The sequence below is a fragment of the Bacillus sp. FJAT-42376 genome, from assembly GCF_003816055.1.
Lineage (GTDB): Bacteria > Bacillota > Bacilli > Bacillales > Bacillaceae > Metabacillus_B.
The window spans coordinates 1,128,971-1,142,121 of sequence record NZ_CP033906.1 but is presented as its reverse complement, the minus strand read 5'-3'; the positions used below and the strand labels follow the sequence as shown (position 1 = coordinate 1,142,121).

Genomic DNA, 13,151 nt, shown 5'->3' with positions numbered 1-13,151 from the left:
CAGGAGGAATTAAATTGTGACGGTTCCTAATACTTGCTGCATGTTTCATTTTTTTGCGATGGGAGGCTGAGGCACGTATCTGGGTAATCCGAGCAGGTTGAAAAATTGGTGTTGAATACATCTTCATAGCAACTAAACAACAGATAATAACCCCCTGTCGCTAAACTCCAAAATTCCCTAACCACAAAAAAATAATGTAAATCGTGACGCTTTAATCCGTTATTTAAGTACTGTGTCCTAACCATGCCAAAAGTTCTTGACCGGCAAAACGATTCATACTTATGCACCGTACTATCCATATGTAAAAAGTTGCAAAAACAAGGGGAGTTCCGTTTTATATTGTATCGTCGTGGGAATATGTGGTAGTAATAGGTTATAGGAAAGAAGTGACCTTTAAGGAGGCTTTACTTTGAAAATATTTATAAGCCTTGCCGTGATTTTTAGTTTATTAACTATTGGAGGCTGCGGAATGGATAAAAATCCCGACCAGAAAACTGTCCAAGGAGAAACCGATCCAGAAAAATCTCCTGCACCACCGGCTATAGCAGATGATTTCACAAGAGATTATCTGACTTCATCGAAAGAAGCGGAAAAAGGATATTATACGTTTGAATCAAAAACTAAAGGCTACACCATGTTATTTCCTAAGGATGCTGTCATTTCCAAAGACTTTGGCAATGAAAGGAACGGGAATAGTTCGGAAGCCGTCATGTTTTCCGGAAGCATGGAGAAGGCCAAGGTTAACACCCAGGTTATTTATGAGAACTTGCCAATCACAAAGGATATTGCTGCTAACCTGGATCTTCTTTCCACTTCGGTAAGTTATGACGGCAAGTATGAGGAAATGAAAAACGAGAATGCTACAATTTTTTACGGAGAGAAAACATCGGATATAGACGATGCCATCAGCTATAATTTTTTTAGTTTTATCAAAACGGAAGAAAGTAATCAGGGCATCCGTTTTATGTATAGTGCAAGCTGCAAGAAAGACGATAAGGACTGTACATCGAACGAAGAAAAGCATAAACAGATTGCAAAAAAAATCATGGATTCCGTAAAATTTAAGCAGGTGCAGACGGATGAAATCAAATAAAGAAGTATTATCCTCTGACATGTTGCGTGCACGGATTACGAAACTGGAATACGAAATTCCAAAAGACCCCTCAGATAGCGAAATAAAAGCTTTTCAGGAAAAGGTCCGTCAAATATATATTGAAGAGACAGGTGAAGCACCTCCTGCCGAAATCAATATTTATCATTCAGGCTCAGAAAAGTATCAGACTGATAAAGACTCAGGGTTTGACGGAACAGTTATCCATTTTTATGATCCACAAAAGAAAATAAATCAATCCTACACAATCACTAGAGGCAGTGAAATGGGCGAGGATAACGGTTCAGGGAAACCATTGGACTGGTTATATAATGTTTTTGGTATTTACACAGGCAGAGATCGTACACAATTGGATCAAGCAACCAGGTTCGCAGAAACGGTAAACAAAGAGATTCAATCAAAGACAGGAGATGAGTCAATTCCGCCTTTAGAAAGATATGGCTTAGGCCATTCTCTTGGAGGAAATTTAATTCAGATGCTCCAGCTTCAAAAAGGTAATTTCAAAGAGGTTTATACTTTTAACGACGCACCTCCCAGTGCATATCAGCTTGCATATGTAGACAGGGAATTTTTATTGCGTGTTAATAATAAATTTAATCTATCTAATCCAAGTGAAATCTACTCCATCCCAAGCGCCGAACTCGAAAAATTCGCGACCGACTACTACAAAGAACGAGGCAAAAACATCCACCACACTACATCTCAAGAGGAAATCCTTTATGCAATATCAGGTTTCCGGGGCTTTCTTTTCTTCGGGGACCGGAAGATGATTGATACGAATCCGGATTTTGAGGGGATTAAGAGTGTGATGGATAACGTCTCGGATGAGGATTTGGCGGTGATTCAGAAGAAGCTTGCGGAGATTGCTCCTTATTATGAGAAAGATGGGATTGACGGTGTCATTTTCGGGGTGACAGGCTACGATAAAAAGTTCTGGGATGATTCTTTTGATACGCTGAAAGATCTTGACCTTACTATCCTTAATCCGATTAAGCGGGCGGAGGATGCCATTACGGCCGCTAAAACGATTGGTGCGATGAAGGATCATGTTGTGCTGATGATTAAAAGGGTGACAAGTCTAAAGGATGAGCTGCCTGCCCTCCTATCGATTGTGGGGACGGTATCCGCTGAAGAGCGGGAGCAGATTGAGTCCGTCATTGATGGCATGGTGGAAAATCTGGAAACGATGGAGGCGGCCATTGAAAACATTGGCGATGTTGCCTCCTTAGAGAAGCTCCGCAATGGGGATATTAAAGGGTTCTTAGATCAGATCAAAGTCCTGATGAACACATCTGATATCATTCAAACCGAATTCAATGAATTTATGGCTGGCTTCGGATCCATCAAGACGATCCTTGAAGAGCTGATGGAAAAGTTCGGAATGGCCACGGATGCCCATTTAATGGATGCGGTCATCAGCGCACTCTCCTTAGACGGTTTTTCTTATAACGGAGATGATATGTATAAGGCGAAATCCGTTAACGGCAAGCCCATTATCATCAACCTATCTTCTGCCCTTCGTCTTTATAAGGAAGGCCTGGGCATTTATGAAGAAAAGAAAACGCTTCTGAATCAGCTGAAAGAAGCTTATCATAGAGAATATACCGATGATTATACCTCCAGAAAAGCAGCGCTCATGAAGGAAATTGCTGCAACCGAATCCGATTTTTCCTGGGCTCTGGGTAAACTTGGATACAGCTCGGCCGTTTATAAAGTGACCGGCATCGATGTCCAGGAAGCCATATATCCGATTCCTCCCGCCAATACGGCAACCTTCCAAGATTTATTCCACTACCATGAAACCGAACAGGCAGAAGGTATCAAACAAGTAAATAAAATCAAATCCTCCGTTGAAGATTTTTTTAAAGAAGATAAAAAAGTAGCCGCGATGTTCACGTTAATATGAGAAAAGAGGGATGATCAATGCCGCAGCTGTCTTTCCTGCATCAGCTTATTCCGGAACAGGACCTGACTCATAAAGCCCAAACCTTTAACACTCTTCTTGATGAGTTAAACGCAGCAGGAACAAAATTTACGCAAACCGTTCAATCTGAAATGGAAGCCCAGTCGGGTGAGCTGGTGGACAAAATAGGCGAGCAAATGGAGAAGCATCAAAAGCTCCAGCAGGAGGCCATTTCCCAGCAGAAGGCTTCCATGACCGCTCTCGCGTTTCAGTACAGCAGTTTTATCAACAGCATGAACCGGCAAATGACGACCATTTACTACGAAGAAGACAAAGAAGCCGTCCTTCACGTCTAAAAGTCCCTGCATCGGATGCAGGGACTTTCTTTGCTTATTTTTTTACAAACTCGCCTCTGACCGGCTCGTTTCCATCCGCAAAACGAATTCTTACGGACTTTCCTTTCATGAGATCAGGGGTTGTGCTTACTTGGAAGTGGATGTGTGCTTCTGTCGAGTTGCCGGAGTTTCCGCATTCTCCAAGGATTTGCCCCGTCCGGACTGTATCCCCTTTTCGGACCTTAATGGAATTTTTCTTAAAGTGGGCCAGGATGCTGTACTCGCCGTTCTTGTGCTGAATGATGACATGGTTTCCTGCAGGCTGAGCTGCATTCAATTCCCCTGGCACATTGTCTTTGATGCCATCGGCAACGGCTGCGACCTTCCCTTCAAGGGGTGCTGTTACCGGTTTTCCAAATGCGAAATAGTTTTCGTTTTCAGCCGGATCCCCTTTGTACGTTTGGCCCCTTCTCATCTCCAGGAAGTCATACGCATAGCGCTGGCTTTCATACGGATAATGGTAGTTCAAGAGGACATTTGTTCCGCCCCAATATACGAGCCACCGCCCTTTGAACGGCATGGTGTATTTGTTTTTTGTAAAGGCTTTGTCGCTTTCATGCTGTTTAAGCGGAATGAGATTTAAACCGGATATCGTATAATCCTTTTGCACGATAACGGATATCCCTTTCGTTCCTGTCTGATCGGTCCACGTATACTGCTTCAGCTCTCTGTTTAGAGTTAGATGGGAAGTAAGCTTATAGCCTGTGACACCTTTATTAAACTCATCGGCCAGCTGTATAAAATCCTTCATCGGCACTTCTGCTTTAAATTCGGAACTTGTCTGGCTGTAGACCGCTTCATAGTCTCCCTTTAAAAACCGGTCTCCCAATTCCGCCGGATGAAACGGTTTTTCCGTTTTTTCCGATATGGTCTGAAACCCTGCTGTTACACTGAACAAAAGCACAGTGCCTAATAGAACCAGTAGCTTTTTCATGCAATATCCCCCCAGATTGACTTTCCCTTACCCATTCGACATTTTTTTCCTTTCCCCTTCCTGCCTTACCGGCAAGAGTGGAAATATGATACAATTCATAAAAATAAAGGGGGATGTAAACGTGAATCAAGAAGCATTATGGACAGAGGTAGACGATTATTTCAGTACAAAACTTCATCCAAAGGATCCGATTCTGGATGCTGTATTAAAAGCAAATGCAGATGCCGGTCTGCCTGCGATTGATGTCTCATTGAATCAGGGAAAATTTCTTCATTTGCTCGTTCAGCTGAAAGGGGCAAAAAATATACTGGAAATCGGCACACTTGGCGGATACAGCAGCATATGGCTTGCACGCGCGCTGCCGGGTGACGGGCACCTCACTACGCTTGAGTATGATCCGAAGCACGCAGAGGTGGCAAAAGAAAATATCCGGAATGCAGGACTGGAACAGAAGGTGGAGATTGTAACAGGTGCGGCGCTTGACACCCTTCCCGGATTAAAAGGGAAAAAGTTCGACTTTATCTTTATCGACGCTGACAAACCGAACAATCCCCATTATTTGAAATGGGCACTCGAGCTTGCCAATCCCGGAGCAGTCATCATTGGAGATAACGTCGTACGTGGAGGACATGTCGTGGATGGGGACGCTGAAGATGCCAGTGTAAAAGGGGTCCAGCAGTTTATCGATTTGCTCTCAGAAGACCCGAGAATTGATGCGACCGCCATTCAAACGGTCGGTTCCAAAGGATATGACGGATTTGCTATCGGAATTGTAAAAGAGGGATAAAAAGGAGCGGGTTGCCTGCTTCTTTTTTCATTAGACAAATATACAAGCCACTGATTGCCGGATTGAATAAGATACTTTACATTCTAATGGTGGTGAACCCGTTATGCCTGATGTTGGCATTGTTATGCCTGATGTTGGCATTGTTATGCCTGTTTATTATCAAAATCCTGCTTTTTTAACAGCAGCCATCCAGTCCATTCTTGCCCAGACATACGCGAATTTTAAATTTGTCATTGTCATTGACGGAGCGCCGGAGATGAAGGTGATCGCTGAATCGCTTACTTCCTATGATCCGAGAGTAACCATTCTCGATAATGGGGTTAACAAGGGCGTTACCTATTCTCTGAACCGCGGATTTGACGTGCTTTTCTCCGATTCAGAGATCCGTTATTTCACATGGGTATCAAGCGACAACGTCTATTATGCTCCGTTCATTGAGACACTGCGGAATCTAATCGAGTCTTCCCCGGAACCAATCGGACTTGTGCACAGCTCCTTCCGGATGTTCAATGACGAAGGTCAATTCCTTCAGACCGAAGAAGACATGGTCCACTTTCGCAGGTATTTAAACCAGCCGAAAGAAAACCTGTTGAATGCCTGCACCATTGGCATCTGCTTTCTCTACAAAAAAGACATCGCAGCGAAGATTGCCGGCTACGGTTCAGAACCCGTTGAAGACTACGAATATTGGCTGCGGCTGACTGAACACTGTGACATCAAGTATGTACCGGTTGAACTCGCCAGTTACCGGGTCAATTCCAAACACAGCATTTCAGCCAAACTGCAAACCACAGAGCAGCACCGCCGCTGGAGATATGCCTTCCATTTTGTACGCCATCAGGCAAGACAAAGACGGAATATCCCTCTTGAACTAACCCTGCTTCTCCCGTTGAATTATGCAGACGAAAGCACAATTGCCAGACTCGAGAATGTATATGAACAAACCTACAGCAACTACCTTGTTGTTATTCTTGATCTTTCACCCGACCAGCACGTTACCAATAGATTAACGTCTGTCTCCCATCCGCTTACAACAGCAGTCGGCTGTGCGAATCAGACAGTCGGCGGCGCCATCCAATCCTATCTTCCTGAAGTAACGACGCCTTATGTGATGGTTTTGAATCAGCAGCCTTTCTCCCAGCACAGCTTCCTTCAGACACTTATCACGAATTTTAACCTTTATGCTAATCACTCCATCGTGTCGTTCGGCTACAGTGTAAATGAAACAGAAGTGATCCCGAACTATGAACTGCCGCCCCAATTGCATTTTAACGAGCTTTACAGCACAAACATGGCCAGAAAATAAGCAAAAGCCCCATTAACAGGGGCTTTTTGTTTTGTGGCAATCAGAACCCGGACTAAACGATTCTTTTTTTCACCCGATATAACTGTGGTAAGAAACCAATATCGGAGGAGTCAACGCAGCATGAATGTCGAATCAATCAGCTCTTTTTTACCCGCCATCTCCTGGACTTTCGTGATGATCATAGCCATTGGACTATATGTGTATGGAAAAAATAAAAAAAGGAAGGAGCCGGATAACATCCTGATTTCCAGTATTTTGAGCAGCAATGTCACAAGCCTTGCCGCTGCACTGGAACAGAACCACACCCCCTGCTCGAAATCCGCATCCGGCCACTCTGCCATGGAACTCGCTATCACCAAAAATAATAAATACATGGTCGCCTACCTGATGCAATACGGAGCGGCTCCAAACTCAAAGGAACTGAAAAAGGCCATCCGGCTTAAGAATCATGAAATCATCAGCCTGATAACGACAGGTGATCATGCAGCCGTTTTGAATGAATACAGCCTGAGCGGCAGATGACGAAAGTAACGGGTTCTGTTTTAAGGATTAATCAAAACATAGAAAAGGGGGATCAAATTGTGCAGATTTAATCCCCAACCAATAAAGTCTATAAACGGGAAGATATCACCTATAAACGCTGAACAGATAATTTGAATAACATTTTGAGCAAGAACTATATGAAAAGTAAAAAGCCTGGAACAGGTTGTTCTGGGCTTTTGGGATATAATTAGGTTCCTTATTCAATTAAAGCCCCCTTTAACAGAGTAACTGCAATATGGCCTCAGTCCTAAAATTGCTCAACACACAATTCTTCTTTAACCCATGCATCTGTTAATTAAACAATCCGTGCTCTTTCCATTTGTCGAAATACTTTTGATAACCCATTTCCTCCGCTGTCATCGTGTATTGAGTATCTTCCAATGTAAAAGTATGAGATCCCGACAAGGCTTCATAGCTTGGATTATTTTTCACATCCCCGAAAAGCGTTTCAAATGTGTTCACGTCCACTGAATGTATTGTTCCATTCTCTTGAGTTTCGAGATGAATATAATCAACCTCTCCTTGTTCTGTCTGCCCCTTAAACATCAAACCTGCTTTATTTAAAGACACATATAATTGATTCATACTTAAATCTCTACTCTCTTTTAAGTTTCACTTGCTTGTTAAACAAACCTGCTAAATACTTCAGGCACTTTGTGAATCAAGATTTTAAAACATCCCGCACCTTCAATCTCCATATCATATGGTCTAATCCCTCACCCCAATAATTGCGCAGGCAATATTCCGGCTCGCCGAACCTTTTTCTCCAGATTGCCTGTGCCCGGCTGTAGCCGCTGTCCATGCAAAACTCCTCAAATCCCCGATTCTTTAATTCAGCAAACACCGCCTGCAGCATCCGGCTGCCAATCCCTTTCTGCTGATAATCTGGATCCACAAACACCGTGCCAACCTCCATCAGATCTTTAATGGAACCGTTCGTACATGCACAAATCAGCTCACTGGCCGGACCAAATTCAATCGTGCCAATGATCTTGCCATTTTCTGCTGCAGTCAAAAAGAACCGCTCATCCCCCCTCGTATCGAAATCACATTGAAGAACTTTAAACTTTGAAGCGATTTCCTCTTCTATGTCCTCTTTTTTTCCGCCGAGCCCTTCTTTGGTGAATGTGTCGGTGATAACCCGAATAAAGAATTGGTGCAGCTCGTTTATTTGACCTGGTACAGGTCTTTGAATGTAGATATTTTTCATGGGGGCCTCCTGGAAAAGTTTATTGGCCGTCGTCTGCCTCTTCATTAAAACAGTTTGTCAAAGAACCAAACTCCAAGGACCGCAAGCTGAACCGGAACCATGATCAGAATCATGCATCCATCCGATCCCCCGCATCCGCACCCTGATGGCAGGCAGCCCTCCATGCAGCCTTCCCCGAGGTCCCCTAAACATCCATCCTTTTCCTCTTTCTTCACTTTTTTCGGATTTTGCGGCTTTTGATAATCTTTCCGATAACGGTTTAAATCAGGATATTGTCCGTTCATTTCTGCTCCTTCTTTTCCCCATGAGGCTTCTGCAGCTGTTTGTGAAAGGGATGATATAGCCGGAAGAATTGTTTTATGTATATCTTTTGAAACAATTTTATTTACCCCGGTCTTTCTGTAAGAAAACCCTTAAATTCCATTTTAATACAAAAAATAGAGAGAAGGGGAACTTATATAAATAGAAAATAGGGGGATTGTGCTTTTCACAAAAATAGTGCCCTTAATACATCCAAATTACTTTTTTAGCTCTATTAAACTTGGCTGTTGATTTCCGTTACAGGCGCTCGCTTTCCACTTCAATCAACTGGTATTAAAAATCAACATCAGGCTTTGATAGAGCCTTTTTTCTAAAATGATTCATTTGTTCTTAAAGCTTGAATGATTTCATCAGGTTAACCTTCTGACCAATCTAGTGCTGAGAGTACAAATCCATCTCCAGAAAACATAAAAAATCACCTATCCATTCCAATGCGGATAGGTGATGATCGTTTTTATTTATACAGCAGCTTCAGCTTCTTCTATGTCTGCCTTCAATTCTTCAAACCATTTTAAGTTCACTAAATGATGAGAACGGGAATTTTCGTTCATGCGGCGAAAATAATCCATCTTGCCAGGCAATTCCTTCGTATTAGCTAAGTACTCATCGAGAAGAGCAATTCTGGCTTCCGTTTGATCCATTTGGGATTGGATGAATTCCAATAATTTATTTTTATCGAATACATCCGCAAAGAGTAATGCCCCATAAATTGATAGGTTTACATACTCGGATTTCGTTCCATATTTGGACATTAATTTTTCAAATTCTTCTATTCCTAAAGACGTGATTTTGAAGGGATGAATTTCACGATTGCTGTTTGGGCGTATTTGATGTGTTTCTTCAATCAACCCTTTTTCTTTAAGCTGCTGCAAATTGTAATAAAAGGATCCTTTCGTAAAGTTAACGATATATTTATAATGCCGTTTTTCCATTAAACTTAAGAGTTCGTATCCATGAGCGCCGGGGTTTTGAATAAGTAAGCCAAGAATGAGTAAGGGAATCATGGCTGCATCACCTTTGCCATCTGTGCTTCAAATTCAGCGTATGTGATTTTCCCGAGAGCCAAATTCAGACTGTGAAGATAGATTTGTTCAGTCTTCGAATAGGTACGTTTTATTTCTAGTGACTGATTTTCATCAGGTAGAGGCTCTAAGATATGACGTTTTTCGGAAAAAGCTTTGAAGTAGCGATAGCCGAATTTCCGTTGGGAAACGGCGTTCAAATGAATACCATCCGGATTGGAAGTCAGGCCTTCTGCCGATACAAAATAACAATTTTGCTGCTCATGAGCGAATCGACGTAACTGTTCGTTGACTTCCTGAAACTGAGATGAGTACTTTCCGAAACCTGTTTTCCCTAAGAAGTCACCCAGCTCACCAATGATTAATGGGACATCTTGAAGGTTTAATTCTTTACGCAAAGTTTCCATGATAAGAGATAGCTTTTCATAATACGTTTCATACAGAGAATTGTGGCTGTCACTTTCACCCTGATGCCAAAGGATGCCGCAAATTTGACTCGTTTCAAGAGCAAATCGAGCTTCAGACAAAGCATGTCGGAAAAGAGTACCCTGCGGATGCCAATCGTTCAAGGAACTGCCGCCTTCCGAACAGGGAATCAAACCAATTTCTTCATCAGGGTTTGCTTTCGAACACGCCTCTGCAAAAGATGCTGCCAGACTTATACCAGCAACAGGGCGGTCATAATTAATAGGCTCTGTCATCATTTGCCACTGTCCGTTGCGGAGCATTTTTATTTTTTCATTATAGATAGGGTCTACCTCATGCAAGAATCCCCGGCCTGCCATATTTGATTGACCTAACATTAAGAAAGATTTTATCATTTAATCTTCATCCCTTTACATAATAGTCTGGTTAGACTATGCTAGTATAGAGTCTAATTAGACTATCGTCAACTCACTATGGAAATGTAAGCGTTCAACTAACTGCTTAAGGCCGGAAAGAAACTGTTGGGGCTATTCTACATCTATAGAACTTAATCAAAATAGAAATTTACGAATGATAGAGACGGAACAGTATGAACATTGCACCGTTCATCCGTGTTTATTATGTGATTAAGTGGATCGACTCAGACTGGAATGGAACCAACATTATCAACTCATGGGAGGACGGATCATGGTGAAAAGTGTGAGCATGCTAGAAATATGGATGAGTGTTGGATTATTAAGTTTAAGTCTTGTAAGTTTAAGCCCTTTTGGAGAAGGATTAAAGCAGACCGAGGCAAAAGAAATAGGAGAACAAACAAACCGTACAAGTCATGCAACTCGCCAAAAGTTCGGGCAGCTTGAGAAACAGTTTGATGCCCGGCTCGGCGTCTATGCAATCGACACCGGTACAAATCGCACGGTGGTCTATCGGCCCGATGAACGGTTCGCCTATGCATCCACCTTTAAGGCTTTGGCCGCAGGGGTATTGCTAAAGCAAAACCCGATTGACAGCCTGGACGAGGTCATCACCTACACCAAAGATGACCTGGTCACGTATTCCCCAATCACAGAGCAGCACGTGGATACCGGGATGACCCTTAGGGAAATTTGCGATGCTGCAATTCGATACAGCGATAATACCGCCGCGAACCTTTTATTGCAGAAGCTTGGCGGACCTAACGGCTTCGAAAAAGGACTGAGGGAAATTGGCGACCATGTCACCGAAGCTGACCGCTTCGAGACTGATTTAAACACCGCCATCCCAGGAGACATCCGTGATACAAGTACAGCAAGAGCACTTGCCACCAGCCTCAAGGCTTTCACGGTCGATGGCGTTCTCCCGAATGAGAAGCGAGCAATCCTAACAGATTGGATGCGGAGGAATACGACTGGAGACGAGCTGATCCGTGCGGCTGTTCCTAAAGGATGGGAAGTCGGCGATAAAACCGGAGCAGGCGACTACGGAACGCGAAACGATATCGCGGTCATCTGGCCGCCGAACAGAGATCCCATCATCATCGCGATTCTATCCACCCGTGATACCAAGGATGCCACCTATGATAATGAACTTATAGCAAAAGCGGCCAAGGTCGCACTGAATGCTTTCAAGTGATTTTACTTTAAGAGCAAAGATGGTATAAAACCGAAACTTAATAGGCTGAAGAAGAATCCATTTTGAACCATCATTTTTCAAAATGGATTCTTTTTTTCATAAAATACGGGATTCCGTTTTATCATTCTGGCTGTCCTGATAACTGCTTCATAAAATTTTTTGCAATCTAAAAACCATAACTCTCTATCAGTCACATACCAATTAAATTTATGATTATAGATAACCCCGACTATGATATTCGTATACAGGTTCTATCAATATAATTACTCCATGTATTATCTTAATTATTTTTCGGTTTTGATGATTACGATTCCGCATTTAATCACCCGGCCTGCCCAGCCGACGAAGGGGATGAAGCCTGCGGCTGCCATGGCCACTGCGGCTACGCGCTCGGCTTTGGATAGTTTGAGGCAGGTGACGGGATCGACGCCTGTGGTCGCCCGGACGGAGTCATAGTAGCCGCTGAATTTGCCGGCGAATGTTTTGACGCCGTCCCATATTTTTTCTTATTATGGCTTGTTCTTTTCGGCTATCACTATAGGCGATAAACTCCACTGATTTCATCCCATCTAACTTTAAAAAACCCAGCTATCTTCACACGAGAAGATTAGCTGGGTTTCTTAATATTTACATCCAATCATTTATAGAATTGAATTGTAATTAAAGCGCTTCTGAGGCTTGACTAATTAATAAGACAAGCTGTTCAAAATCAACCGCATCCCCTTTACGGAGCTTCATTGTCTTTCTTTCTGGAGGTCCATCGAACATGCCTTCCGGAAGATTCAATGTGACGGCATTAAAAATGGTAAAGCTGACTGCTGCTTTAGATATCGAGATAACAGCAGCGTACTTTCCGTTCTTTAGAAAATGTGGCTTTTTGTATTGAATGCGTTCATGTACATCTGGTATGGCCTGATGTACGGCCTCCCGCAGATTAGTGGCAAGTTCTCCCTGCCAAGGTTCGTTTAATGCATCAATAAAATCAGTTATTTCTTGGTTCATTTTTACACACGCTCCTTTTCATAGGGTTTATGTACTGCCTGGAAAATCTTTTCTTGAATAAAACAAATAAACTTACCTAATTGACATTATAAATTTTTCAACACATTAAGCTGATCTTGTAAAGAGGCTTCCATCGCCTTTATTCCAGGGTCTTGTATGGACTCTAGTTTCTCTTTTAATCTTCGCAATTCTATCTCGTACTTGCCTCTCACCTTTGGAACCGGCATTCTTAGCGCCCAGTTTAGTGCCTCGTCCTCCGAACTCACATTAATCAGCATATATTCCATGATAAGGTCTTGATTTACCGGAAACGGGCCAGCCAATACCTGTGGATTTTCACCTTTCATTGGATACGTTATTCTTAACCCGATTGAACTTGGTTGAAGCTCTTCATCGGCAAGAAGTGCACCTTTTTTAGCCAGTGACTTCTTATACGAAATCATCGCCTCTCGGTAATCCTTTCCGCCGGCTAGTCCTGCCTCGGAGTACTCTGTAGCTTTGATAATCAATAAAAACCTCATTGCTTTCGCCTCCTCGTTTAAGTTGGAAGAAATGACGAGCAGAATAGGCTGCTCAACCC

15 protein-coding genes and 1 pseudogene are annotated in these 13,151 nt (G+C 42.8%); 7 read left to right on the top strand and 9 right to left on the bottom strand.

The window, feature by feature from the left end:
• Positions 1 to 409: 409 nt before the first annotated feature.
• From CEF21_RS05720 to CEF21_RS05710, 3 genes are read left to right on the top strand one after another with little or no spacing between them, the layout of a single operon-like run.
• Positions 410 to 1,093, top strand: a complete 684-nt coding sequence (locus tag CEF21_RS05720; RefSeq protein WP_123914074.1) for a hypothetical protein — start codon at positions 410 to 412, stop codon at positions 1,091 to 1,093.
• Positions 1,080 to 3,017, top strand: a complete 1,938-nt coding sequence (locus tag CEF21_RS05715) for a DUF6792 domain-containing protein (protein WP_123914072.1) — start codon at positions 1,080 to 1,082, stop codon at positions 3,015 to 3,017. Before CEF21_RS05720 ends, CEF21_RS05715 begins: the two co-directional genes overlap by 14 nt.
• A gap of 17 nt (positions 3,018 to 3,034) precedes the next feature.
• Positions 3,035 to 3,370: a hypothetical protein gene (locus CEF21_RS05710; protein ID WP_123914070.1), complete on the top strand. Its 336-nt coding sequence runs from the start codon at positions 3,035 to 3,037 to the stop codon at positions 3,368 to 3,370.
• A 34-nt stretch (positions 3,371 to 3,404) separates the two neighbouring features.
• On the opposite strand, the gene CEF21_RS05705 is transcribed toward CEF21_RS05710, so the two are convergent.
• Positions 3,405 to 4,343, bottom strand: a complete 939-nt coding sequence (locus CEF21_RS05705) for a M23 family metallopeptidase (RefSeq protein WP_123914068.1) — start codon at positions 4,341 to 4,343, stop codon at positions 3,405 to 3,407.
• 121 nt (positions 4,344 to 4,464) lie between these two features.
• Here CEF21_RS05705 and CEF21_RS05700 point away from each other — a divergent pair, with 121 nt between their 5' ends.
• From CEF21_RS05700 to CEF21_RS05690, 3 genes are all read left to right on the top strand, one after another.
• The gene (locus tag CEF21_RS05700) at positions 4,465 to 5,130 is read left to right on the top strand and encodes an O-methyltransferase (protein WP_241156771.1); all 666 of its coding nucleotides are present in this window, start codon (positions 4,465 to 4,467) and stop codon (positions 5,128 to 5,130) included.
• A 103-nt stretch (positions 5,131 to 5,233) separates the two neighbouring features.
• Complete coding sequence (locus CEF21_RS05695) at positions 5,234 to 6,436, top strand: glycosyltransferase family 2 protein (protein WP_123914064.1); 1,203 nt, start codon at positions 5,234 to 5,236, stop codon at positions 6,434 to 6,436.
• Between the two features lie 120 nt (positions 6,437 to 6,556).
• The gene (locus CEF21_RS05690) at positions 6,557 to 6,958 is read left to right on the top strand and encodes an ankyrin repeat domain-containing protein (RefSeq protein WP_123914062.1); all 402 of its coding nucleotides are present in this window, start codon (positions 6,557 to 6,559) and stop codon (positions 6,956 to 6,958) included.
• A gap of 312 nt (positions 6,959 to 7,270) precedes the next feature.
• Here CEF21_RS05690 and CEF21_RS05685 read toward each other — a convergent pair whose 3' ends face one another.
• The 5 genes from CEF21_RS05685 to CEF21_RS05665 form a co-directional block, all read right to left on the bottom strand.
• Positions 7,271 to 7,564: a hypothetical protein gene (locus tag CEF21_RS05685; RefSeq protein WP_123914060.1), complete on the bottom strand. Its 294-nt coding sequence runs from the start codon at positions 7,562 to 7,564 to the stop codon at positions 7,271 to 7,273.
• A gap of 76 nt (positions 7,565 to 7,640) precedes the next feature.
• Complete coding sequence (locus CEF21_RS05680) at positions 7,641 to 8,189, bottom strand: GNAT family N-acetyltransferase (protein WP_123914058.1); 549 nt, start codon at positions 8,187 to 8,189, stop codon at positions 7,641 to 7,643.
• Positions 8,190 to 8,233: 44 nt separating this feature from the next.
• Complete coding sequence (locus CEF21_RS05675) at positions 8,234 to 8,473, bottom strand: hypothetical protein (protein WP_123914056.1); 240 nt, start codon at positions 8,471 to 8,473, stop codon at positions 8,234 to 8,236.
• Between the two features lie 495 nt (positions 8,474 to 8,968).
• Positions 8,969 to 9,514: a PadR family transcriptional regulator gene (locus CEF21_RS05670; RefSeq protein WP_123914054.1), complete on the bottom strand. Its 546-nt coding sequence runs from the start codon at positions 9,512 to 9,514 to the stop codon at positions 8,969 to 8,971.
• Positions 9,511 to 10,353: a sialate O-acetylesterase gene (locus CEF21_RS05665; protein WP_123914052.1), complete on the bottom strand. Its 843-nt coding sequence runs from the start codon at positions 10,351 to 10,353 to the stop codon at positions 9,511 to 9,513. The genes CEF21_RS05670 and CEF21_RS05665 overlap by 4 nt, the downstream gene beginning before the upstream one ends.
• A 310-nt stretch (positions 10,354 to 10,663) precedes the next feature.
• Between CEF21_RS05665 and bla the strand changes: the two genes are divergently transcribed.
• The gene (gene bla, locus CEF21_RS05660) at positions 10,664 to 11,569 is read left to right on the top strand and encodes a class A beta-lactamase (RefSeq protein ID WP_481747655.1); all 906 of its coding nucleotides are present in this window, start codon (positions 10,664 to 10,666) and stop codon (positions 11,567 to 11,569) included.
• Positions 11,570 to 11,856: 287 nt separating this feature from the next.
• Here bla and CEF21_RS05655 read toward each other — a convergent pair.
• From CEF21_RS05655 to CEF21_RS05645, 3 genes and pseudogenes are all read right to left on the bottom strand, one after another.
• Positions 11,857 to 12,075: pseudogene (locus CEF21_RS05655) on the bottom strand (pre-toxin TG domain-containing protein); the annotation flags it as partial.
• 154 nt (positions 12,076 to 12,229) lie between these two features.
• Complete coding sequence (locus CEF21_RS05650) at positions 12,230 to 12,571, bottom strand: DUF1801 domain-containing protein (RefSeq protein ID WP_123914050.1); 342 nt, start codon at positions 12,569 to 12,571, stop codon at positions 12,230 to 12,232.
• A gap of 86 nt (positions 12,572 to 12,657) precedes the next feature.
• Positions 12,658 to 13,092, bottom strand: coding sequence for a YciI family protein (locus CEF21_RS05645; RefSeq protein ID WP_123914048.1), 435 nt, complete (start codon positions 13,090 to 13,092; stop codon positions 12,658 to 12,660).
• Positions 13,093 to 13,151: the final 59 nt, after the last annotated feature.